Below are 22,013 nucleotides of genomic sequence, written 5' to 3'. Positions count from 1 at the left end.
CTGACACCGCAGCGCGTCATGCTGCACAATCGGCACCCTGCGTGTGACCATTTCCGCGCAGTGGCTCTCTGTATCGCGCAACGCCCGGCTCACCATCATCGCCGATTCCGACCGTGGAGGAACGCGTGACCAAAGACCTGACCCCGCTGCAGATCCTGGCCGAACTCGAACCCGTCGCCGAAGAGAACCTGAATCGGCACCTGTCCATGGCGAAAGACTGGAACCCGCACGATTATGTGCCGTGGAGCCAGGGCCGCAACTTCGCCGCCCTTGGCGGCGTGGATTGGCAACCGGAGCAATCGCACCTCAGTGAGGTCGCCCGGGTCGCGATGATCACCAACCTGCTCACCGAGGACAACCTGCCCTCCTACCACCGGGAGATCGCGCAGAACTTCTCCGAGGACGGACCGTGGGGCACCTGGGTCGACCGCTGGACCGCCGAGGAGAACCGCCACGGCATCGCCATGCGGGACTACCTGGTCGTCACCCGCGCCGTCGATCCGGTCGCCCTGGAGGAGGCCCGGATGATCCACATGAGCAACGGGGTCCGATCGCCGGACGGGTGGGGCGGGTTCCTGGCGAGCGTCGCCTACGTCACCTTCCAGGAACTGGCCACCCGTGTGTCGCATCGCAACACCGGCAAGGCATGCAACGACGCCGTCGCCGATCGCCTGCTCCAGCGCATCGCCGCCGACGAGAACCTGCACATGATCTTCTATCGCTCCCTGTGCGGCGCGGCGCTGGACCTGGTGCCCGACCAGGCGCTGCCCGCGATCACCAGGATCATCACGAACTTCCTGATGCCAGGCGCCGGGATGCCCAACTTCCGCCGCTACGGCGTGCTGATGGCCAAGCACGGCATCTACGACCTGCGCCAGCACCTGGAAGAGGTCATCGAGCCGGTGCTCAAACAGTGGAACGTCTTCGACCGCTCGGACTTCGGGCCGCGCGGCGAGCAGGCGCGCGACGAACTGGGCACGTTCGTGGAGCAGCTGGCCAAAGACGTGATCAAGTTCGAGGAGCAGCGCGATCGCGCACTCGCCCGGGACGCCGCGCGCGACGTCGCCCAGCACGTCTGAGGCCGCCCGGAGAGGCGGTCAGTACTGGGCGCGCAGATGCGTGACATCGCCCGCGGACACCGCTTCGCCACCGATGAGCAGGCGGCCGTAGTCGTCGACGCCCTCGGCGATGCCGGTGAGCTGTCGGCCGCCGGGTAGTTCGGCGCGGACCTCCGTGCCGATGGTGGCGCACCGCTCGCGGTAGGCGGCGGCCAGTTCGTCGGTCGCCCAATCCGCGTCGCGCCACGCGGTGAAGCGACGGGCGAACTCGGTCAACAGCGACCGCACGAGCACCGTGCGGTCGGTCTGCCGCGCACCCGCGATGGTCAGCGACGTGGCGTGCGGCACCGGCAGTTCCTCTTCGGTCAGGCTCACGTTGAGCCCGAGCCCGATCACGACGGCGGGCGCGCCGCCCCCGCTCGCCGCGACCTCGGCCAGGATGCCCGCGACCTTGCGTCCGTCGATCAGCACGTCGTTGGGCCACTTGAGTTCCGCGGCGACGCCCGCCGTGGTCCGCAGCGCGTCGACCACGGCGACGCCGGTGAGCAGCGCCAGCCAGGCGAGCGAGGCGGGGCCGATCCCGGGCAGACGCACCAGCACCGACATCGCCAGTTGCGCCCGGGGCGGGCTGACCCAGGTCCTCGCGTGCCTGCCACGGCCCTGCACTTGGGTTTCCGCCAGCAGAACGACGTGGTCGGCGTCCGGATCGGCCGCCAGCGCGATCAGATCCGCGTTCGTGGACCCGGTCGACTCGACCACGTCGATCCGCGAGAAGAACGACAGTTCCGGCGAGTCGACGGCACTGCGCCGCAACTGCTCTGCATCCAACGGTGGCCTCTGCACACCGGCAGGCTACTCGCCGCGCGGGCGCTACCCGGCCAGGTCGTACCAGGAGACGAGCGGGTCGCGCGCCGCCATGCCCGCGCGGTCGTTCTCCGGCTCGCCCTCGGCGGTCTCGGTCCAGCACTCGGGCTCGCCGTACTTCGGAGCCGTCTCCGTGGTCCGTGTCCACGCCGCGGCGGCAGCGTATTCGGCGAAAGTCCTACCCCATTCCCACATGACGCGCTCCTCCCCTGAGCCGAAAATGTTTCGCCCTCAGGCTATCCGGACCCGACCGGTGGGCGATACTCATTTTCCGCCTCCCCAACGTCGCTACCGACCAGGAAGTTTGCGTCCGAAAATTGATCTAGCTGCGGTTTTCTACTCGCCGGTAGCCCCCGTCTGGGTTAGAGAGACGCACTGGTACTGGTTACACTCCGATGCCATGACGAGTGTCCAGCAGCAGCCCGCATCAGGTCCCGCGGGTTCCCCCGATATCCACACCACCGCCGGGAAGCTGGCTGACCTGCGGAATCGGCTGGAAGAGGCGAAGCACCCGATGGGTGAGGCCGCGGTCGACAAGGTGCACGCGAAGGGCAAGATGACCGCCCGCGAGCGCATCCTCGCCCTGCTGGACGAAGGCTCCTTCGTCGAACTCGACGCCCTGGCCCGCCACCGCAGCGTGAACTTCGGCCTGGAGCACAACCGCCCGCTCGGCGACGGCGTGGTGACCGGTTACGGCACCATCGACGGCCGCGATGTGTGCATCTTCAGCCAGGACGTCACGGTGTTCGGCGGCAGCCTCGGCGAGGTCTACGGCGAGAAGATCGTCAAGGTGATGGATCTGGCCCTGAAGACCGGCCGCCCCCTGATCGGCATCAACGAGGGCGCTGGCGCGCGCATCCAGGAGGGCGTGGTCTCGCTCGGTCTCTACGGCGAGATCTTCCACCGCAACATCCAGGCCTCCGGCGTGATCCCGCAGATCTCGCTGATCATGGGCCCGGCCGCCGGTGGCCACGTGTACTCCCCCGCGCTGACCGACTTCGTCGTGATGGTCGACGGCACCAGCCAGATGTTCGTCACCGGCCCGGACGTCATCAAGACCGTCACCGGCGAGGACGTCACCATGGAGGACCTGGGCGGCGCGCACACGCACATGACCAAGTCCGGTGTGGCGCACTACGTCGCCTCCGGCGAACAGGACGCCCTGGACTACGTCAAGGACCTGCTGTCCTACCTGCCGAGCAACAACCGGGCCGAGGCGCCGCGCTTCCCGGCCACCGACCCGATCGACGGCGCGATCGAGGACTCGCTCACCGACGAGGACCTCGAGCTGGACACGATCATCCCGGACTCGCCGAACCAGCCCTACGACATGCACGACGTGATCCGTCGCCTGCTCGACGACGACGAGTTCCTCGAGGTGCAGGCCGAGCGCGCGATGAACATCATCGTCGGCTTCGGCCGGATCGACGGCCGCAGCGTCGGCATCGTGGCCAACCAGCCCACCCAGTTCGCGGGCTGCCTGGACATCGACGCCTCGGAGAAGGCCGCGCGCTTCGTGCGCACCTGCGACGCGTTCAACATCCCGATCATCACCCTGGTCGACGTGCCCGGCTTCCTGCCCGGCACCGGGCAGGAGTACAACGGCATCATCCGGCGCGGCGCGAAGCTGCTCTACGCCTATGGTGAGGCCACTGTGGGCAAAATCACGATCATCACACGCAAGGCCTACGGCGGCGCCTACGACGTCATGGGTTCCAAGCACATGGGCGCCGATGTGAACCTCGCCTGGCCGACCGCCCAGATCGCCGTCATGGGCGCTTCGGGCGCCGTCGGCTTCGTCTACCGCAAGCAGCTCCAGCAGGCCGCCAAAGACGGCGGAGACGTCGATGCGCTGCGGCTCGAGCTCCAGAACGAGTACGAGGACACGCTCGTGAACCCGTACGTCGCCGCCGAGCGAGGCTACGTGGACGCGGTCATTCCGCCGTCGCACACCCGCGGCCAGATCGTCTCCGCGCTGCGACTGCTCGAACGCAAGATGGTTACCCTGCCGCCGAAGAAACACGGCAACATCCCGCTGTGATCGAGCGATACCCTCGATAGGCCGCGCACAAAGGGTGGGGCATCGGCCTCGGTAACACTTACGCTGGCGTGTACCGGCTTGTTGCAGAGAAGCAAAGAGTGCGTCCGAGGACGATTGCTTCATCCATAACTTGTCGGAAAACGGGAACAGCCTGATCAGTTCCGCTGATAAGGGCGAAGAGAGGACCTGGCACTGTGACGACCGTGGCAGAAGAAGATGTGTTGAGCGCCGTCGAACTGGATCTCACAGTCGACCCGATCGCAGACGAGGCCGGTGCGTCCACCGGTTCGACCGCGACAGCGCAATCCGCAGAGGCCACCCCGGAGCCGTTCTTCCGTGTCGTGAAGGGCTCGCCGACCGACGAGGAACTCGCCGCACTGGTGTGCGTCCTGTCCGCCGCCGCGAACAGCGCCGCGTCGGGCGGGCCCGCAGGCCCGCCCGACCTGTGGGGCCACCCGACGCTGATGCATCGCGGCGCTTCCCCGTTCTCCCCGTACTCCTTCCCACAGCTGTCCCACCTGCGCGGGTGACGCGGCTGATCCTGGCCTCCGCGTCCCCGGCCCGCCGGGAGGTGCTCCGCTCGGCGGGCATCGACCCGATCGTCCGGGTCTCCGCCGTGGACGAGGACGCGGTGGCCGCCGCTCTCCCCGAGGGCACCCCTCCGCAGGGGGTCGTGGTGGAGTTGGCGCGCGCCAAAGCGGCGGCCGTCGCCACCGCGGTTCCGGAGTTCGCCGCCGACTGCGTTGTGGTGGCCTGTGATTCCATGCTGCTCGTGGACGGCGAGTTGCAGGGCAAGCCGCACACCCCCGAGGTCGCCCGCGCGCGCTGGGGCGACATGGCCGGACGCAGCGCCGATCTCGTCACCGGGCACTGCGTGCTGCGGATGCGGGACGGTGGGATCATCGCCGAAGCGGTCGACTGCAGCAGCACCACCGTGCATTTCGCCAAGCCCGAGCCGGACGAGCTGGACGCCTACATCGCGACCGGCGAGCCGCTCCAGGTGGCGGGCGCGTTCACCCTCGACGGGCTCGGCGGCTGGTTCGTCGACCGCATCGATGGCGACCCGTCCAGCGTCATCGGCATCGGGCTACCACTGCTGCGCCGACTGCTTGGCGATGTTGGGATCGGCGTTACGCAGCTGTGGGGCCACACGGCCTGACGGCGTGGTGAACGCCTCGGCGTCACCGCCGGGCACCTTCGCGGTCTCCTGGGCCTCGGCGCGCTGCGCCGCGATGAGTTCCAGACGGGCCACGCACAGCTCCGGCTCCACGAACGGATGCATCCGCACGTCGATGGTCCCCTGCGCGCCGCCCCGGCGGAGGACGTCTTCGAGCAGCCCGAGGTGCACGCCGCAGACCACTTCGGAATGCGTTCGCGCGAGTTCGCGCAGCGGACACGCGGTCATCCGGATCAGCACCTTCCCCTCGTTCTCCGGGGAAGAGTCGCGCTCGGGCGCGAAACCCAGTTCCGACATCAACGTCATCGTGAGATCCTTGGCGTCCTCCAGCGACTCGACCCGATGGTCACCGACGTCGAGTCTGCTGCCCCAGGCGCGGCCCGCCGCATTCGCCGCCTCCGCCCTGCGCCGGGGATCCGGGCCGAGCTGGTCGGCGAGCACCTGGGCGAGATCCTGGTAGCCCACCGATCGCTGCACCGCGCTGTATCCGATGCGCGGTCGCCCGCGGCCACGCGGCGGCTGCTGGAACTGCCGGACGAGGGATTCCCTGGTGAGCACGTCCAGATGGAACCGGACCGTGGTGACGTGCTGTCCGGTGATTCTGGCCAGTTCCTGGGCGTCGAGAGGCTCGCTGGCGCCACGTAGGATCGCGAGCAGTCGCCGCCGCGGCCAAGAATCGGACATAGCTCACCCCTCCTCCCGGGAGACTTTATCGGATGTAGGTGCCCTTTATTCGGCCCTCATCCGATTTGTGATCTGAAACGAGAGCCACTGTCGCCTCACACCTACCATCGCTGTGAGGCCTCGAACCGCTGCCACCACCGTCCACCCATGCGTGAAGGACCCAAACACCGTGCCCGTCGCTCCGGACCCTCATCCCTCGCTCGGTTCCTACGCACACCCACACCGACTAGTAACCACGGAGTGGCTGTCGGCAAACATAGGCGCGCGGGGACTCAAGATCATCGAGGCCAACGAGGACACGCTGCTCTACGACATCGGGCACGTTCCGGGCGCCACCAAACTGGATTGGCGAAGCGATCTGAACGATCCGGTCACGCGCGACTATATCGACGGAACGCGATTCACCGAACTGATGCGCGCGAAAGGTATAGATCGTGACGACACGGTTGTGATCTACGGGGATCGCGGGAACGCGCAGGCGGCGCACGCGGCATGGGTGTTCACCCTGTTCGGGCACGAGGACGTGCGCCTGCTCGACGGCGGCCGCGCGGCGTGGATCTCCGAAGGGCGCGACACGACCTTCGAACCCGACTACCCGGTGCGCAGCGGCTATCCGGCTGTGCGCAGGGACGACAGCACCTTCCGAGCCTTCCGCGAGGACGTGCTCGCCCACCTCGGCAAACCGGTGCTCGACGTGCGCTCGGCCGAGGAGTACTCCGGCGCGGATGTGCTCCAACCGGCCAACCCCGAGGACGCGGCATTGCGCGGCGGCCATATTCCCAGCGCGTCGAACATCCCGTGGTCCGAGGCGCTCACCGCCGACGGGCGTTTCCGCTCCCGCACCGAACTCGACGACGTCTACCGCGCGTTGGCAGGCGCGGACGAGGTGATCGTCTACAGTCGAGTCGGCGCGCGATCCGCTCACAGCTGGTTCGTCCTGACCTACCTGCTCGGGCGCCACGGCGTACGCAACTACGACGGGTCGTGGACCGAGTGGGGCAACTCGGTGCGCATGCCGATCGCCACGGGGGAAGAACCCGGCGAGGCGCCCGCGCGCGGCGGGTCGCGACGCACGCGGAGCAGGTAGGCGGGGCGCGGTCCCAAACACAGGACGCGTACGTTGTGATCCGCGACCTACTGTTCAGTAGGCCTAGCCGAGTTCGGCGACTGTTGGCAGACTGCCTACACTCGCCCGAGACGTAAGTTTGTCGATTATGGGAGCGGAGCCCGCACAGCGACCCCACCCCCGGCGAAGCGACCAGAAGAATGCACACAGGAGGCTCAGTGCCCAGCCATGCCAGCGCGCGGATCACAAAGGTACTCGTAGCTAACCGAGGCGAGATCGCCGTGCGCGTGATCCGGGCGGCCAAGGATGCCGGTATCGGCAGCGTCGCCGTCTACGCGGAGCCGGATGCCGATGCCCCGTTCGTCAAGCTCGCCGACGAGGCGTTCGCCCTGGGCGGGCAGACCTCGGCCGAGTCGTATCTCGTCTTCGACAAGATCCTCGACGCCGCCGCCAAGTCCGGCGCCGACGCCATCCACCCTGGCTACGGCTTCCTTTCCGAGAACGCCGACTTCGCCCAGGCCGTCATCGACGCCGGGCTGATCTGGATCGGCCCCTCCCCCCAGTCCATCCGCGACCTGGGCGACAAGGTCACCGCGCGGCACATCGCCGAGCGCGCGAAGGCGCCGATGGCCGCGGGCACCAAGGACCCGGTCAAAGACGCGAGCGAGGTCGTCGAATTCGCGAAGACCTACGGCGTGCCGGTCGCCATCAAGGCGGCGTTCGGCGGCGGTGGCCGCGGCATGAAGGTCGCGCACACCATCGAGGAGATCCCGGAGCTGTACGACTCGGCCGTCCGTGAGGCGACCGCCGCCTTCGGTCGCGGCGAGTGCTTCGTCGAGCAGTACCTGGACAAGGCCCGCCACGTCGAGGCTCAGGTCATCGCCGACAAGCACGGCAACGTCATCGTCGCGGGCACCCGCGACTGCTCGCTGCAGCGGCGCTTCCAGAAGCTCGTCGAGGAGGCCCCCGCGCCGTTCCTGTCCGACGAAGTGCGCGTGAAGATCCACGCCTCGGCCAAGGCCATCTGCAAGGAAGCCGGCTACTACGGCGCGGGCACCGTCGAGTACCTGGTGCAGGGCGAGACGGTCTCCTTCCTCGAGGTGAACACCCGTCTGCAGGTCGAGCACCCGGTCACCGAGGAAACCGCGGGCCTCGACCTGGTGCGCCAGCAGTTCCGCATCGCCAACGGCGAGAAGCTGGAGATCACCGAGGACCCGACGCCGCGCGGCCACTCCTTCGAGTTCCGCATCAACGGCGAGGACGCGGGCCGCAACTTCCTGCCCGCCCCCGGCCCGGTCACCGTCTACAAGGAGCCCACCGGCCCCGGTGTCCGCGTCGACTCCGGCGTGGTCCAGGGCAGCGTGATCGGCGGGCAGTTCGACTCGATGCTGGCCAAGCTGATCGTCACCGGCGAGAACCGTACGCAGGCCCTGGAGCGGGCGCGGCGCGCGCTGGCCGAGTTCGAGGTCGATGGACTGGCCACGGTCATCCCGTTCCACCGGGCCATCGTCGAGGACCCGGCGTTCATCGGCGACGGCGAGAAGTTCGAGGTCTACACCAAGTGGATCGAAACCGAGTGGGTCAACACCATCGAGCCCTTCACCGGCGCGGGCGCCCCGGCCGACGAGGACGAGGAAGCGCCGCGGCAGAAGGTCGTCGTCGAGGTCGGCGGACGCCGGGTCGAGGTCTCGCTGCCGGGTAACTTCACCGTTGGCGCCGGAGCGGGCGGGGCAGCGGGCAACGGCGCGGGCGTGATCCGCAAGAAGCCCAAGCCGCGCAAGCGTGGCGGCGCGGGCGGCGGCGCGGCCTCCGGTGACGCGGTCACCGCTCCGATGCAGGGCACCGTCGTCAAGGTCGCCGTGGAAGAGGGCCAGTCGGTCGAGGCGGGCGATCTGATCGTGGTGCTCGAGGCCATGAAGATGGAGAACCCGGTCAACGCGCACAAGGCGGGTGTGGTCACCGGCCTTTCCGTCGAGGCGGGCGCGGCGATCACGCAGGGCACCGTTCTGGCGGAGATCAAGTAGTACCCGGCGCAGACCGGGAAACGGGCGGGCGCGGACCTGGAGGTTCGCGCCCGCTCCTTTGTTCACGCGGCGGTCCCTCCGTCGTCACGCCGCTGGACCGATACGCATACCGTGGTGTCGTATCGTGATCCGGTGACCAGCTCGACAAGTCTCTCTCCTGTCGCGGAAGTGATCCGCGCGCGTCGTGCCACGGGCGGCCGTGCCGACGGTCACCGCCTGGCGCTGGTGGTGGAGGGAGGCGGCAGCCGGGGCGTGTACTCCAGCGGCATGGTGTCCGCGCTGGAGGAACTCGGACTCGCCGGGATATTCGATGCCGTATACGGCACGTCGGCGGGCGCGATCAACGGCGCCTGGCTGTTGTGCGGGCGCGCGATCCCCGGCATGCGCTCGTGGACCGATCCTGCCATCATGCGCCGTGCCATCGACCCGGCTCGGCTGCTGCGCGGGCGCCCCGCGTTCGATCTGCGGTATCTCGTGCATCAGGTGTACGACGGCATCGAACCGATGGACTTCGAGGCGATCCTCGCCAACTCCACGACGTTCCATCCGATCGCCACCGATATCCGGACCGGGCAGGCGGTCGACCTGCATCCGCACATCACCGACAAGCGGACGCTCATGCGCGCGCTGCGCGCGTCGGCGGGCCTGCCCATTCTGGCCGGACCTCCGGTCGCCCTGGGCGGTTCGGCCTTCTTCGACGGAGGTCTCTCCGAGACCGTGCCGATCCGCACCGCGGTCCGAGCGGGCGCCACCCTCGCCTTGGTCCTGCGTACCCGGCGCGTGGACGAACGGCGCCCGGCCGCGTCGCGCCTGCACCAGCTCGTCGGCGGCGGTTATATGCGCGCGGTGGCCCCCGGCGCGTACCGGGCGTGGCTCGAACGCCCCCGCCAACAGGACATCGAGGATCGCGCGCTCGCCGAACTCGGCGACTCGGTACTGCAAATCCACCCGCCCCTCGGCTCTCCCGACATCGACAGCGCCGCCCGCGACACCACGCTGCTGGCCGCGGGCCTGCGAATCGGCCGCCAAGCCGTCCTCACCGCGCTGTCCGCCGTCCTCCCAGCCGCCTGAGCGGGCTCGCCGCTTCCCATCCACAGCGGGCAAGCCGAAGCATCGCGGACCCGCATACAGGTGGCCGAGCTCGACACCGCGCTCGCCGCGCCGTGCAGCGGAGTCACCCCGGTAGCGAGGTGTTCGGGCGGAGAGCATCCGTTTCCGGATCGGCACCGGCATCGCCGCGCGAAGACGTTCAGCCGAGGGCGACTCGGACGCCGTTGGACAGAACGAAGTCGTGGAGTTCCAAATGGTCGGGAGTGACCGTCGGCGGGAGGTCGAAGACGAGTTGGGTCGTGGCGGATTGCCCGGGGCGCAGCTCGAAGGAGTAGCCGAGGCGCCGTTGGGTGTTCTGCCACATGGTGGCGGTGGCGTTGTGGTCGAACAGCGTGTTCTGCGTGTCCAGCAGGCGCTGGCCCAGCGGCAGGAACCACTTCGATTCGTCGGAGATATTGCGGACGGCCAGCGTGACGATCAGAAACGAACCGGCGGCCGTCTGCAATCCGATGCGTGACACGCCCGCGTCGACCTTCGTGACGACGAATTCGAATTTGCCGTCGCGAACGGGAGTGCCCATCGGCGCCACGGCAGCCGGATCGGTCACGGGGTCGTCCCGGGACGGTCCGGGTTGTTCCACCGCCACCGCCGCGGGCGGCAGGGTCGGTGCGGGCGTGCCGGAGTCGCCGGCTCTGGTTCCCGCCGCGATCAACGCGACGCAACCGGCCGCGAACGCGAACGGCGTGAGGAACACCACGATCAGCGCGCCGATCAGCTTCGACAGCAAGCTCCGCCGACGTCGGGGGATCGCGGCGCCCGGCCGCTGGGGAACCGACCGCCGACCCGGACGCGGGACCGCCGGGAAGACCTTGCGCGCCTGCGCCCGGTACGGCGGCGCGACCGGGCCGGGCTTCGGGGACAGCACGCGTGCTTGCAGGGCGAGCAGTCTGCCCTGCCAACCTGGCTGTCCGCCTCCAGCGGCGTACGGCGCGTTTCGATACCCGCCTGCTGAATATGGCTGCCCCGCAGCGGGGTGACCAGGGACGGCCGACCGACCGGCATATCCCCGCACCGGCGGACCCGATTGCGGAACGTCCTTGCCCGGGGTGGGAATCGGCCCAGGGGTGACCGTGGACCAGTCGAGCCTGGTCGCCACGAGCGTCGGCGTCGGGCCTGGCTGGGGCATGACTTTGGTCGGGGTAGGCGTGCGCCGTGGCGGTGCACTCGGCGCTTCCGAAAAACGCTCTGCCGCAGAGGCTCCAGCTGACGGACGCGGCGAAAGGCTCTCTTGCCCAGGGAGACCGCCGTCGCCACCAGCACGGGGCGCTGGCGGCGGCACGGCTCGCGAGTCGGGAACGCCGATCGCCGACCGCGCGGCTGCGGCGAATTCCCCGGCGGTCGCGAATCTTTCGTCCGGCTCCTTGGCCAGACCGCGGGCGATGACGGCATCCAGAGCGGCGGGGACAGCGGCGCACACCGAACCGGCTCGCGGGGGCGTCGCCATCAGATGGGCGTGCATCTGCTGTGCGGGGTCGGTGTCGCCGTAGGGCCGGCAGCCGGTCAGGCACTCGTAGAGCACGCAGGCCAGCGAGTAGACGTCGGCGCGTCCGTCCACCTTCCCGGTGAACCGCTCCGGAGCCATGTACGCCAGGGTGCCGATCGCCATGCCCGTGGTGGTCACGGCGGTCTGGCCGAGCCCGTGCGCGATGCCGAAGTCGATCAAGTAGGTGAAGCCGCTGGGGTGCACGACGATGTTCGACGGTTTGACGTCGCGGTGCACCAGTCCGCGCCGGTGCGCCACATCGAGCGCCGCGGCGACGTGGCCGATGACGCCGACCGCGACGGCCGGTGGCAGCGCTCCCTCGGCCAGCAGTTTGCCCGCCAGATCCGTGCCCTCGACGAACTGCATGTCGATGTAGAGCCGGCCGTCGATCTCGCCGAACCGGTGGATCCGGGGTACGTGCGGATCGCGCAGTTGCGCCACCGCTTCGGCTTCACGCTCGAATCGCTTGCGATATCCCGCGGCGGCGGCGAGTTCGGCAGGCAGGAGCTTCAACGCCACCCGCCGCGCGGCCACCGTGTCGTAGGCGAGCCACACTTGCCCCATACCGCCCTTGCCGAGCAGTCGCTCCAGCCGGTAGCCCCCGAATCGCACCTCCCCCATCGCGAACCTCCAGTCAGCGTTGACATCTGGCCGATCCGGCCTCCCCGCGGCGCGGAACGAAAATCAGCAGGTCACCGCGCGAATGCCGTAAAAATGGCCTTCTTCGGAGCGTAACCCCGCCCCGCGTCACACACCACTGTGGGCTCGACGACAGTCCGGCAACGGCCCGCCTACTTGCCCGGTTTGGGCTTGTCCCTGCCATGTCCCTGGTTCGCGTGATCCGGCTTGCCCCGGTCGTGCTTGTCGCCGGAATACTGCTGCCCGGGTCCGTTCGAGTCGTCGGCGTTCCGCACGGCGACACCGCCGGACGCGGGCGACGCGGGAAGCCAGCTGGGGCGGCCCGCCGACGGAGTACAGGTGAGCACCAGGCCGTCCACAACGACGCTGTGCACGTCGACCGCCGGATCGCACGGCTGGCCCGCGCCGGGCAGGACCACGATCGGCGCCGAGATCGGCGCAGGCGCGGCCGGGGCTTGCGACGGCGGGTTCGACGGTGTCCCGTGGTCCTGGTTCGACGACGGCAGCGGCGTTGTCGCCGGTCCCGCGTCGGCCACGTCCGGCCGTCCCAGCCACAACGCCCCGGCGACCGCCGCGGCGAGCGCCCCGAACGACGCCAGCGCCAGGCGCGGTCCGAGGGACGTACGCGTACCGGACGAGACACCGGTCGTGGGCGAGACACCGGTCGTGGGCGAGACACCGGTCGTGGGCGAGACACCGGTCGTGGGCGAGACACCGGTCCGGGGCGAGACGCCGGAGGTGGCCACCGCACGGAGCGGCGGCAGTACGACGGTCGGCACCGCGGAGGCGAGTTCGACCGTGTTCACGTCCCGGCCGGTCAGCGCCACGTGCGCGGCCGAAGCCAGTTCCCCCGCACTGGACCAGCGCTGGTCCGGGTCCTTCGCCATGCCGCGCGCGATCACCGCGTCCAGTGCGGGCGGGAGAGCCGGATTCAGCGCCGATGCCGACGGCGGTGCTTGCATGAGGTGGGCGCGCAACAGGCGTGGCGGCTCGCCGTCGTCGAACGGCCGGTACCCGGTCAGGCACTCGAACAGCACACAGGCCAGCGAGTACTGATCCGAACGTGGGCCCGTAGCCCGGTCGAACCGCTCCGGCGCCATGTAGGCCAGCGTGCCCACCACGTTGCCGGTGGCGGTGATCGCGGGCTGGTCGCTGCGGTGCGCGGTGCCGAAGTCGATCAGATAGACCGTGTCGCCGGGCGTCACCATGATGTTGGACGGCTTCACGTCGCGGTGCACCAGGCCCGCACGGTGTGCGATGTCGAGCGCGGCGGCCGTCTGCGCGATGATCTCGATCGCCCGCTCTGGGTCCAGCCGCCCCGAACGCCGCAGCAGCGCGGCCACGTCGGAGCCCTCGATGAACTCCATATCGATGTACAGGCGGCCGTCGAGCTCGCCGAACGAATGGATCGGCACCAGGTGCGGCCCGCGCACCTGGGCGGCGAGCCGAGCCTCCCTGGTGAACCGCTGCCGGAATTTCGGGTCCGCCGCGTACGCGGTGGTCAACAGCTTCAACGCGACCGCACGGTCGGTCGTGGTGTCGTGCGCGAGCCAGACCTCACCCATGCCGCCGCTGCCCAGCAACCGATCGAGGCGGTAATGGCCGAACCATAGCTCGCCCATATCGATAGAACCTCCCGCTAGCCTCTTCCTCATGATCGAGCTACCCCAAATCCGGTTCGTTACCGCGAAACGCGCAAAAGCGACGTGGCGGCCATCCGATCATGTCGCAGCGAGGCCGTTCGGCGTCGCGGAATTCGGCGGAGTGCCCGCCGACGACTCGCGCGGCGGAACGGCCGAACGCTGATGGAGCCGATCGAAATCAACGCGGGCGCCTGGTATCTGCGCGCCCTGCGCGCCGACGACCGCATCGACGACCGCCCCGCCCTGGCCGCGGGCGGCATCACCGAACCGGACTACGTGGCCCGGCGCGGTGCGGGCTGGGCGGAGGAGACGCACTTCTCCTGGGCGGTCTGCGAACCGACCACAGCCGAGCTGGTCGCCGAAATCGGGGTGACGCCCGAGGCCGACGGCACCGCGAAGGTGAGCGGATGGGCGCGCCCCGGCTACGAGGCCGCTTTGGACGCCGGGCTGACGTCCGTTCAGCGCTTCGTCGAAGGCGGTCTGGGGTTGCGTCCGGTCAGGTCCTGACCGCTGCGCAGGCCGGGCCGAGGGTCAGCGCATGACGCCGGTGTGGCCCGTGGAGTAGCGGCCCGGCTGCGGCCAGATCGTGAGTCCGTGTGGCCCTTTCCCTACCGGGATGCGAGCCAGCAGATTCCAGTTGACGATGTCGATGGCGTACACCTCGTCGTGGTGCCGGCCGGACGCCCAGAAGACGCGGCCGTCCGCGGAGATGTTGCCCATGTCGGGACTGCCGCCGCCGGGCACGAACCACTTGCGCACGAGCCCGTTCGCCGCGAAGTCCCACACCGAGACGCTGCCTTCGTGCCGGTTGGTGATGAGCATCTGCGCGGAATCGCGGGTGATGTAGAGGCCGTGGGCACCCTTGCCGGTCGGCACGAATCCGGTGTTCTCGAAAGTGTGCGCGTCGAACAGGTAGATGCCGTCGGCGGTCATGTCGGCGACGAAGAAAGTGTGGCCGTCCGGGGACAGCTTCACGTCCTGCGGCATGCCCGAGCGACCGCCGGGCAGATCGACCAGCTTGACGACTTTGCGCTCGGCCACGTCGAAAACCAGCATGCGGCCGTTGAATTCGCACGAGACCAGGGCGAAACGGCCGTCGGCCGTGAAGTCCATGTGGTCGACTCCGGCGCAGTCGGGCACCGCCATGGCGTGCGTCTTCTGCCAGGTTCGCGGATCGTAGAAATCCAGCGACTTGTCCGCCTCCGCGACCACGAGCGCGTACCGGCCGTCCGGCGTGTAGTACATGTTGTAGGGATCGCGCACGGGAAACGGTTCGCCCGGCTTGCCCGTCCTCGGGTCGATCGGCAACAGGCTGCCCGCGCCGATCGGCAGATCGTTGGTGACGTAGAGCGTCTGCAGGTCGTACGACGGGACGACGTGTTGTGGTTCCGAGCCGCCCGCCGCATAGGTGTCGATCACTCGAAAGGTCTCGGGATCGATCACCGAGACCGTATTCGACTTGCTGTTGGGCACGTAGACGAGCGGGCGGTGGTCGGCCACGGTGGGGCTGAGCTCTCGGTCGGCCACGTACACGTCGGTGGCTGAGAGCGGCGGCGGCATCCCCGGCAGCGGATCGGTCATGTGCGGTGGGAGCACGCCTGTAGTGGGGGCCGCCGCGGCGGCCGGGGTCGCGACGGTGATCTGGGCGGTCCGGCTCTGCTCGTCGCCCACCGTGCCGGCGTCACCGGCCGCGCAGCCGGCCGGCGCCGACAGCAGCAGCATGGAGACGACGAGGTGGGGCGCGCAACGCCGAAACATCCGCTGTCGGTTCACCTGCTGCACCTTGTCGGAGCGTGGTGAAGACGAGATGACATGGGTGCGAAGCCTAGGAGCCGAATCCGGAATTCCGGCGCGCCCGCGCCGGAGTGCACCGGAATGTCCGGATCGAACCTCCGTGCGTTATGCGAGGCTGGTCAGCACCCGATCCAGCGCGTCGACGGCCTCGTCCAGTTCGGCGCCGGTGACCGTCAGCGGAGGACGGAACCGGATGCCCCGCTCGCCGGTGCCGAGGATCAGCACGTGCTCGCGCTCACGCAGCGCGGTGAGTACCTCGTCGCGCAGCCGGGAGGACGACAGGGTGATCGCGCACATCAGGCCGCGCCCGCGCGGCTCGCTGACATCGGCGTGCCGGGCGGCGAGCGCGCCGAGCCGTTCGAGCAGGTGCGCCCCCAACGGCCGGGAGCGTTCGATCAGCGCGTCCTGCTCCAACACCTCCAGGGTGCGCCTGCTGCGCACCATGTCGGCCAGGTTGCCGCCCCAGGTCGAGTTGAGCCGGGAGCTGACCGCGAAGACGTTGTCGGGTACCTCGTCCACCCGCCCGCCCGCCATGACGCCGCACACCTGGGTCCGCTTACCGAACGCGACGACGTCCGGCGCCAAGCCGAGTTGCTGGTAGGCCCAGGCCGTTCCGGTCATGCCTACGCCGGTCTGCACCTCGTCCAGCACGAACAGCGCGTCGTTCTCGTGACACAACCGTTGCACGGCCTGCAGGAACTGTGGACGCAGATGCCGGTCGCCGCCCTCGCCCTGGATCGGCTCGGCGATGAAACACGCGATGTCGTGCGGGCTTTCCTCGAATGCCCGCCGCACCTGGGTCAGCGCGCAGGCCTCCGCCTCCTCGACGTCGAACGCGTCGGTGAGATAAGGCGACTTGACACGCGGCCAGTCGAATTTCGGGAAACGCGCGGTCTTCACCGGATCGGTATTGGTGAGCGACATGGTGTAACCGGTGCGGCCGTGGAACGCGCCGGTCAGGTGCAGCACTTTGGCGCCGAGTTCCGCTGGGCGGCCGTGTGCTTCGTTGTGCCTGCTCTTCCAGTCGAACGCGATCTTGAGGGCATTCTCCACCGCGAGTCCGCCGCCATCGATGAAGAACAGGTGCGGTAGCCGCGGGTCGCCGAGCACCCGCACGAACGTCTCGACGAAGCGGGCCATCTCGACGGTGTATATGTCGGAGTTGCTCGGCTTGTTCACCGCCGCGGTGAGCAGCTCGGCCCGGAACTGGGCGTCCTCGCTCAGAGCGGGGTGGTTCATGCCCAGCGCGTTGGACGCGAAGAAGCCGAACATATCCAGGTAGGGGCTGCCGTCGCGTTCGTCGACGAGGCGGCAGCCACGGGAACGGGTGAGGTCGAGTACCAAGTCGAAGCCGTCGGCCAGGATGCTCGCCGACAAGATCTCGTGGACCCGGGCGGCGGGGGTGACCGCCGGGCGGGTGCGTTCCAGTTCGATGGTCACGCCCTGAGGGTACGTAAAAATTTACGGAACCTCTACAACATGGCGGATTAATTACACCGAATCGTCACCTGTCGTAGAATGTCTGCAGGATGATGGTGCTCCTGGTGCGCACATTGGCGGTGGCTCTGATCTCTTGGAGCAACTGCTCGAGGTGCCGAGGGGACGCCACGCGCACCAGCAGGATGTAGCTCTCCTCACCGGCCACCGAGTGGCAGGCCTCGATGCCGGGGATGTGCTGCAACACCGCCGGCGCGTCATCGGGTTGCGACGGGTCGAGAGGAGTGATCGCGACGAATGCAGACAGCAGCTGGCCGAGGGCTTCCGGATCGACGTGCGCGGTGTACCCGCGGATCACACCGCGCGCCTCTAATCGGCGGACCCGTGACTGCACCGCGGACACCGACAGACTCGCCTTTTCGGCCAGGTTCGACAGAGTGGCCCGTCCATCGGCCATCAGTTCACGAATCAGCAGGCGATCGATGTCATCGAGTACGGGTCTTGCCGGTGTATCCGCCATCAGCGAAGGCTAACTCAGGCAGCCCGCCTCGTGTCCGGAACCTGACCTCCACCCTCCCGCTATGTGGGACAGACACGCCGCGACGCGGCCGAAAGGTATGGCGGAACAACAGATGACCGATGTACTCGACGACCAGGCCACCCAGCGACTCGCCGCCCGCGCGGAAGCGGTGCTGCGCCAATTGGGCGCGCCGCCATCGGAACCCGGCGATCTGCCCGCACGCACTCCGATCACCGGAGGGCAGCTGACCACCGTGCGATCCAGCTCGCTCGACGAGGTCGACGCCGCGATCGGCCGGGCCGCTACCGCCTTCCGCGCCTGGCGCGGGGTTCCGGCGCCCGTCCGGGCCGGGGTCGTGCGCAGCCTCGGTCGGCTGCTCACCGCGCACAAGAGCGACCTGGCCGAGCTCGTCACGCTCGAGGCGGGCAAGATCCCCGCCGAGGCCGCGGGTGAGGTACAGGAGATGATCGACGTCTGCGAATTCGCCGTCGGTCTGTCCCGGCAGCTGTACGGCCACACCATGCCCTCGGAGCGTCCTGGCCACCGGTTGATGGAAACCTGGCATCCGCTCGGCGTGGTCGGGGTGATCTCGGCGTTCAACTTCCCGGTCGCGGTCTGGGCATGGAATACGGCGATCGCGCTGGTCTGCGGCGACACCGTGGTGTGGAAGCCGTCGGAGACGACGCCGCTGACCGCGCTGGCCTGTCACGCGCTGCTGCGGCGGGCGGCCCGCGAAGTGGACGCGGACCCCGAGATCCATCAATTGATCCAGGGTGCGAGCGCCGTCGGCTCCCGCCTGGTCGACGACGAGCGGGTAGCGCTGGTGAGCGCGACCGGCTCGGTGCGGATGGGTCGGCTGGTGGCGCCACGGGTGGCCGAGCGGCTCGGGCGCTGCCTGCTGGAACTGGGCGGCAACAACGGCGCGATCGTCACCGCGTCCGCCGACCTCGACCTCGCGGCGCGAGCCATCGTGTTCGCGGCGGCGGGCACGGCCGGGCAGCGCTGCACGACACTGCGCAGGCTGATCGTGCACCGAAGCGTGGCCGGCCCGCTGCTGGACCGTCTCGAACGGGCGTACCGGCAACTGTCCGTCGGCGATCCGTTCGACGACGGGGTGCTGGTCGGGCCGCTGATCGACGGCAAGGCATACACCGGAATGCGCGCGGCGCTCGACAAGGCCGTGACCGACGGTGGCGAACTGGTCTGCGGCGGCGAGCGAGTCGATGGGTTCGGTGACGACGCCTACTACGTGCGGCCCGCCATCGTGCGCATGCCCGCCCAGACCGCGGTGGTGCGGGAGGAGACCTTCGCGCCGATCCTCTACGTGCTCACCTATGACGACTTCGATCGCGCGATCGCCCTGCACAACGAAGTGCCGCAGGGCCTTTCGTCCGCCGTCTTCACCACAGACCAGCGCGAGGCCGAACGCTTCCTCGCCGCCGACGGATCTGACTGCGGGATCGCCAATGTCAACATCGGTACCTCGGGCGCCGAGATCGGCGGCGCCTTCGGCGGCGAGAAGCAGACCGGCGGCGGCCGCGAATCCGGCTCGGACTCCTGGAAGTCGTACATGCGCCGAGCCACCAATACCGTGAACTACTCCACCGAACTCCCCCTCGCCCAAGGCATCGAGTTCGGCTGAACGCCACACCCCTCCCCGGCTGCCACATCTGCGGCGGCTGCCACATCCTGACCGGCTCGGCTGCCATGCGGGTGCCATAAACCGCATGGGCCGACGTTTCCCGAGCCCAGCGGGGGCACTATGGGATCCGCTATGGGTGGGCAGCCCGGTTCGGACGCCACCCGGCCACCGGGCGGTAGCGCGCCCGAAGTCATTCAGGAGGGGAACTATGCGATCCATCATCCGCGCGGCCGCGGCACCGTTGGCCGGCTTCGCCATTCTGCTGTCCGGCATACCGTTCGCGGCGGCGGCTTCCGCCGTCGTTCCGGGCGCGAGTTCCGCCGTCGTCCTGAGCGAGCGGCCCGCGACGGTGACCGAGATCGACTTCGACGCGGTGGCGGGGCGCCGCCCCCACTACATCGCGGGATACACCGATCACGCACGCCAGCGAATGGCCGAGCGCCGGATCAACGAGGATCAGGTCGAGTCCGCCATCTACAGCCACTACGAGGGGCAATGGCAGCCCGAGCACCGCACCTGGCTGGTGACCTGGGGCGGAGTCTCCGTGGCGATCAACGAGGACGCCTACATCGTCACGGTGATGTAGCGGTCTTCCGAGCCGGCAACTGCCGATGACAGCCCGCATGTGTGTGGCGCTCGCGGCACCCGATGGCGAGTTCCCCGGAAAGGCTCGCCTCGAAGGACACCCGGATGGGGACGTACGACGAAAACCTCAACCGGATTGGTGACTGACTTGGATCGTCCGAACGACCGGATCCCGGCTGCTCCGGCCGCCGCCGGAACGTGGCAAATACGCTTCGAACCGGGGATCACGAAGGAGAGCGTCGAGCGTATCGCGGATTACGCGGTCGCAGAGGGCATGGCCCCCGCGGACTCGGCGGCTTTCCTCCGGACGGGGCGAGACCCGCGGTTCTGGTTTTCGGGCGTCCTCGACAGCACCGAAGTGGATGCTTGCCGCCAGGTCTTGCGCAAGGTGGTGAACAACGAGCCGACGGCCGACCAGGACCTGGCACCGATCCGCGGGCTCATCCAACGGTTCGACGACTGGTTGCGAGACCTGGCGTATCCGCGCGAGGAAATCTATGACGCGGACGACAGTTTCTTCGACTTCGACTGACACGATTGGAGCACCATCATGGCCGAGCCCGCAGCGCAACGGTGGCAGATCCTCTTCCCGGACGGCCTGACCGAAGGGCAGGTGGCCCGGTTGGCCCGGTTCGCGGCCGACAACGGCATCGACGACCGGGCGACGTTCCGCTATGACTACGACCGGGCGACGGTCGAGCTGTACCGCCACATCTTCCAGAAAGTCCTCGACGGCGCCGCACTCACCGCGAGCAATCAGCTCGTTCTCATCGACTTCCTGGCGGAACTCGACGACTGGCGCACGGCGTCCATCGCACCGGACTGACTCGCCCGCCCCGCGGGCGCTGACCGCGCTCGTCGGCACCGGCGAGCGCAGGATCGAGATCGAATGACGGTGATCATCGCTGCGCAGCCGCGTCAGGAACAAGACGATGCCCCGGCGGTGCGCGCGTGGCACCCACTGACGCGCATCGCATTCCGCTTCTGTTTCGGCTATTTCGCTCTCTACTGCTTGTGCACCCAGGTGATCAGCCCCTTGCTCGGGTTCGTGAGCAGACCGTCCGCGGGACTGAGCGCAGGACTGCTGCCCGCTCCCCTCGTGGACTGGGCCGCCGCGCATGTCTTCGGCGTGCACGAACCGCTGGTGCACGAAGCGACCGCGAGTAGCGACCGGACCTACGACTGGGTGCTGCTGTGCTGTCTGTTGGTCATCGCTGCCGTGGCCACCCTCGTCTGGTCCGTTCTGGATCGCCACCGAGCTGCCTACCCGGCGCTGCTCGTCTGGTTCCGGCTGTTTCTGCGGTTCACGCTTGCGGGGCAGCTGATGCTGTACGGCACAGCGAAAGTGTTGTTGACGCAGATGCCGTCACCACCGTTGACCACGCTGGTGACGCCGTTCGGCGAGCTGACGCCGATGGGGTTGCTCTGGTCGTCGGTCGGCGCCGCACCTGCCTACGAGATCATGATCGGCAGTTTCGAAGCCATCGGCGGCATGCTGCTCGTGCTGCCGCGTACGACGACCCTCGGCGCGCTACTCGGCACCATCGGCTTGACCCAGGTCTTCGTGCTGAATCTGACCTACGACGTACCGGTCAAGTCGATGTCGTTACATCTGTTGTCGATGAGTGTCTTCCTGCTGGCGCCAGACCTCGGCAGGCTGCTGAACGTGCTCTTGTCCCATCGACCGGTCGGGCTGTCGACCCTGCCTGCACTGTTCGAGACCCGCCGGTTGAACCGCATGGCATTGCTCGGACAGATACTGCTGGGGCTGTGGATCGCGATCCCCATTGCGCAGGACTGTATGGCCGCGTGGAGCGAACATGGCGAAGGGCGACCGAGGCCTCCGATGTACGGAATATGGCAGGTGGATCGGCTGGTATCGGACGGCCGTGAGGTGCCGCCGCTCGTCACCGATGACCGACGCTGGCGGCGCGTGTTCTTCGAATACCCCGGCGAGTTCAAGGTGCAGCGTATGGACGACTCCATCACCGTCTACCGAGCAACCGTCGACGTGGCCAACCATCGGTTGGATCTGAGCCGGTACGACTCGCCGAACGTCATCTCGACGCTGACGCTCGAAATCCCGACAGCGGACAGCGCGCGATTGTCCGGCACGCTCGAGGGTCACCGCGTGGAGATCGGGCTTCGGCATCTCGACACAGGCACATTTCCATTGCTGAGCCGCCGGTTCCACTGGGTGCAGGATTACCCGTACAACCCGAACAGCCGCTGAGCCACCCGACTTC

General features: G+C 68.5%; 22 protein-coding genes. 14 read left to right on the top strand and 8 right to left on the bottom strand.

The window, feature by feature from the left end; all coding sequences use genetic code 11:
* Positions 1 to 125 precede the first annotated feature (125 nt).
* Positions 126 to 1,079 (top strand): acyl-ACP desaturase, encoded by a 954-nt coding sequence (locus tag ACWESM_RS26670; protein ID WP_355073552.1) that lies wholly within the window; start codon positions 126 to 128, stop codon positions 1,077 to 1,079.
* Positions 1,080 to 1,097: 18 nt separating this feature from the next.
* Here ACWESM_RS26670 and ACWESM_RS26665 read toward each other — a convergent pair whose 3' ends face one another.
* Positions 1,098 to 1,901, bottom strand: a complete 804-nt coding sequence (locus tag ACWESM_RS26665) for a biotin--[acetyl-CoA-carboxylase] ligase (protein WP_355073550.1) — start codon at positions 1,899 to 1,901, stop codon at positions 1,098 to 1,100.
* A gap of 27 nt (positions 1,902 to 1,928) precedes the next feature.
* Positions 1,929 to 2,117, bottom strand: a complete 189-nt coding sequence (locus ACWESM_RS26660) for a hypothetical protein (RefSeq protein ID WP_364433205.1) — start codon at positions 2,115 to 2,117, stop codon at positions 1,929 to 1,931.
* 205 nt (positions 2,118 to 2,322) lie between these two features.
* Here ACWESM_RS26660 and ACWESM_RS26655 point away from each other — a divergent pair, with 205 nt between their 5' ends.
* The 3 genes from ACWESM_RS26655 (at position 2,323) to ACWESM_RS26645 (ending at position 5,122) form a co-directional block, all read left to right on the top strand.
* Entirely contained in the window at positions 2,323 to 3,963 is a 1,641-nt protein-coding gene (locus ACWESM_RS26655; protein ID WP_355073546.1) for an acyl-CoA carboxylase subunit beta, read from the top strand.
* A gap of 203 nt (positions 3,964 to 4,166) precedes the next feature.
* Complete coding sequence (locus tag ACWESM_RS26650; protein ID WP_397280124.1) at positions 4,167 to 4,493, top strand: acyl-CoA carboxylase subunit epsilon; 327 nt, start codon at positions 4,167 to 4,169, stop codon at positions 4,491 to 4,493.
* Positions 4,490 to 5,122 (top strand): nucleoside triphosphate pyrophosphatase, encoded by a 633-nt coding sequence (locus ACWESM_RS26645; protein WP_355073542.1) that lies wholly within the window; start codon positions 4,490 to 4,492, stop codon positions 5,120 to 5,122. Before ACWESM_RS26650 ends, ACWESM_RS26645 begins: the two co-directional genes overlap by 4 nt.
* On the opposite strand, the gene ACWESM_RS26640 is transcribed toward ACWESM_RS26645, so the two are convergent.
* Positions 5,051 to 5,824, bottom strand: coding sequence for a helix-turn-helix transcriptional regulator (locus tag ACWESM_RS26640; protein WP_355073540.1), 774 nt, complete (start codon positions 5,822 to 5,824; stop codon positions 5,051 to 5,053). The genes ACWESM_RS26645 and ACWESM_RS26640 overlap by 72 nt on opposite strands.
* A gap of 169 nt (positions 5,825 to 5,993) precedes the next feature.
* Here ACWESM_RS26640 and ACWESM_RS26635 point away from each other — a divergent pair, with 169 nt between their 5' ends.
* The 3 genes from ACWESM_RS26635 (at position 5,994) to ACWESM_RS26625 (ending at position 9,985) form a co-directional block, all read left to right on the top strand.
* Complete coding sequence (locus ACWESM_RS26635; RefSeq protein WP_364433215.1) at positions 5,994 to 6,911, top strand: sulfurtransferase; 918 nt, start codon at positions 5,994 to 5,996, stop codon at positions 6,909 to 6,911.
* Between the two features lie 197 nt (positions 6,912 to 7,108).
* On the top strand, positions 7,109 to 8,914 hold the full coding sequence (locus tag ACWESM_RS26630) for an acetyl/propionyl/methylcrotonyl-CoA carboxylase subunit alpha (protein WP_452494063.1): 1,806 nt from the start codon (positions 7,109 to 7,111) through the stop codon (positions 8,912 to 8,914).
* Positions 8,915 to 9,046: 132 nt separating this feature from the next.
* Positions 9,047 to 9,985, top strand: coding sequence for a patatin-like phospholipase family protein (locus ACWESM_RS26625; RefSeq protein WP_355073534.1), 939 nt, complete (start codon positions 9,047 to 9,049; stop codon positions 9,983 to 9,985).
* 178 nt (positions 9,986 to 10,163) lie between these two features.
* Here the strand turns inward: ACWESM_RS26625 and ACWESM_RS26620 are convergent, their stop codons facing one another.
* Together ACWESM_RS26620 and ACWESM_RS26615 are read right to left on the bottom strand one after the other, a co-directional pair.
* The gene (locus ACWESM_RS26620; protein ID WP_364433223.1) at positions 10,164 to 12,128 is read right to left on the bottom strand and encodes a serine/threonine-protein kinase; all 1,965 of its coding nucleotides are present in this window, start codon (positions 12,126 to 12,128) and stop codon (positions 10,164 to 10,166) included.
* A gap of 170 nt (positions 12,129 to 12,298) precedes the next feature.
* A complete protein-coding gene (locus tag ACWESM_RS26615; protein ID WP_452494060.1) occupies positions 12,299 to 13,768 on the bottom strand; it encodes a serine/threonine-protein kinase in 1,470 nt (489 codons plus the stop codon).
* 183 nt (positions 13,769 to 13,951) lie between these two features.
* On the opposite strand from ACWESM_RS26615, the gene ACWESM_RS26610 reads away from it, so the two are divergent.
* Entirely contained in the window at positions 13,952 to 14,296 is a 345-nt protein-coding gene (locus ACWESM_RS26610; RefSeq protein WP_355073528.1) for a hypothetical protein, read from the top strand.
* A 24-nt stretch (positions 14,297 to 14,320) separates the two neighbouring features.
* Here ACWESM_RS26610 and ACWESM_RS26605 read toward each other — a convergent pair whose 3' ends face one another.
* The 3 genes from ACWESM_RS26605 to ACWESM_RS26595 form a co-directional block, all read right to left on the bottom strand.
* The gene (locus ACWESM_RS26605) at positions 14,321 to 15,562 is read right to left on the bottom strand and encodes a YncE family protein (protein ID WP_364433230.1); all 1,242 of its coding nucleotides are present in this window, start codon (positions 15,560 to 15,562) and stop codon (positions 14,321 to 14,323) included.
* Positions 15,563 to 15,688: 126 nt separating this feature from the next.
* Positions 15,689 to 17,023, bottom strand: a complete 1,335-nt coding sequence (gene lat / locus ACWESM_RS26600) for an L-lysine 6-transaminase (RefSeq protein WP_364433233.1) — start codon at positions 17,021 to 17,023, stop codon at positions 15,689 to 15,691.
* 64 nt (positions 17,024 to 17,087) lie between these two features.
* Positions 17,088 to 17,540, bottom strand: coding sequence for an Lrp/AsnC family transcriptional regulator (locus ACWESM_RS26595; protein ID WP_039796222.1), 453 nt, complete (start codon positions 17,538 to 17,540; stop codon positions 17,088 to 17,090).
* A gap of 112 nt (positions 17,541 to 17,652) precedes the next feature.
* Here ACWESM_RS26595 and amaB point away from each other — a divergent pair, with 112 nt between their 5' ends.
* The 6 genes from amaB (at position 17,653) to ACWESM_RS26565 (ending at position 22,000) form a co-directional block, all read left to right on the top strand.
* Complete coding sequence (gene amaB, locus ACWESM_RS26590; protein ID WP_356964620.1) at positions 17,653 to 19,182, top strand: L-piperidine-6-carboxylate dehydrogenase; 1,530 nt, start codon at positions 17,653 to 17,655, stop codon at positions 19,180 to 19,182.
* A 208-nt stretch (positions 19,183 to 19,390) separates the two neighbouring features.
* The gene (locus tag ACWESM_RS26585) at positions 19,391 to 19,768 is read left to right on the top strand and encodes a DUF4258 domain-containing protein (RefSeq protein ID WP_355073518.1); all 378 of its coding nucleotides are present in this window, start codon (positions 19,391 to 19,393) and stop codon (positions 19,766 to 19,768) included.
* Positions 19,769 to 19,830: 62 nt separating this feature from the next.
* A complete protein-coding gene (locus ACWESM_RS26580) occupies positions 19,831 to 19,914 on the top strand; it encodes a toxin C-terminal domain-containing protein (RefSeq protein ID WP_364433334.1) in 84 nt (27 codons plus the stop codon).
* Position 19,915: 1 nt separating this feature from the next.
* A complete protein-coding gene (locus ACWESM_RS26575; RefSeq protein ID WP_452494057.1) occupies positions 19,916 to 20,299 on the top strand; it encodes a hypothetical protein in 384 nt (127 codons plus the stop codon).
* A gap of 18 nt (positions 20,300 to 20,317) precedes the next feature.
* On the top strand, positions 20,318 to 20,593 hold the full coding sequence (locus tag ACWESM_RS26570) for a hypothetical protein (RefSeq protein WP_452494055.1): 276 nt from the start codon (positions 20,318 to 20,320) through the stop codon (positions 20,591 to 20,593).
* A gap of 63 nt (positions 20,594 to 20,656) precedes the next feature.
* Positions 20,657 to 22,000: a DoxX family protein gene (locus ACWESM_RS26565; protein WP_452494053.1), complete on the top strand. Its 1,344-nt coding sequence runs from the start codon at positions 20,657 to 20,659 to the stop codon at positions 21,998 to 22,000.
* Positions 22,001 to 22,013 lie beyond the last annotated feature (13 nt).

The organism is Nocardia sp. NPDC003999, assembly GCF_053604885.1.
The sequence above is the reverse complement of the archived record's forward strand: the minus strand, read 5'-3'. Positions and strand labels throughout refer to the sequence as shown.

What these genes read in the sequence shown, in the direction of transcription:
- ACWESM_RS26660 (WP_364433205.1), bottom strand. Translation starts at nt 2,117, where the DNA reads ATGTGGGAATGGGGTAGGACTTTCGCCGAATACGCTGCCGCCGCGGCG.
- ACWESM_RS26655 (WP_355073546.1), top strand. Translation starts at nt 2,323, where the DNA reads ATGACGAGTGTCCAGCAGCAGCCCGCATCAGGTCCCGCGGGTTCCCCC.
- ACWESM_RS26640 (WP_355073540.1), bottom strand. Translation starts at nt 5,824, where the DNA reads ATGTCCGATTCTTGGCCGCGGCGGCGACTGCTCGCGATCCTACGTGGC.
- ACWESM_RS26620 (WP_364433223.1), bottom strand. Translation starts at nt 12,128, where the DNA reads ATGGGGGAGGTGCGATTCGGGGGCTACCGGCTGGAGCGACTGCTCGGC.
- ACWESM_RS26615 (WP_452494060.1), bottom strand. Translation starts at nt 13,768, where the DNA reads ATGGGCGAGCTATGGTTCGGCCATTACCGCCTCGATCGGTTGCTGGGC.
- ACWESM_RS26610 (WP_355073528.1), top strand. Translation starts at nt 13,952, where the DNA reads ATGGAGCCGATCGAAATCAACGCGGGCGCCTGGTATCTGCGCGCCCTG.
- ACWESM_RS26595 (WP_039796222.1), bottom strand. Translation starts at nt 17,540, where the DNA reads ATGGCGGATACACCGGCAAGACCCGTACTCGATGACATCGATCGCCTG.
- amaB (WP_356964620.1), top strand. Translation starts at nt 17,653, where the DNA reads ATGACCGATGTACTCGACGACCAGGCCACCCAGCGACTCGCCGCCCGC.
- ACWESM_RS26585 (WP_355073518.1), top strand. Translation starts at nt 19,391, where the DNA reads ATGCGATCCATCATCCGCGCGGCCGCGGCACCGTTGGCCGGCTTCGCC.
- ACWESM_RS26580 (WP_364433334.1), top strand. Translation starts at nt 19,831, where the DNA reads ATGGCGAGTTCCCCGGAAAGGCTCGCCTCGAAGGACACCCGGATGGGG.
- ACWESM_RS26570 (WP_452494055.1), top strand. Translation starts at nt 20,318, where the DNA reads ATGGCCGAGCCCGCAGCGCAACGGTGGCAGATCCTCTTCCCGGACGGC.
- ACWESM_RS26565 (WP_452494053.1), top strand. Translation starts at nt 20,657, where the DNA reads ATGACGGTGATCATCGCTGCGCAGCCGCGTCAGGAACAAGACGATGCC.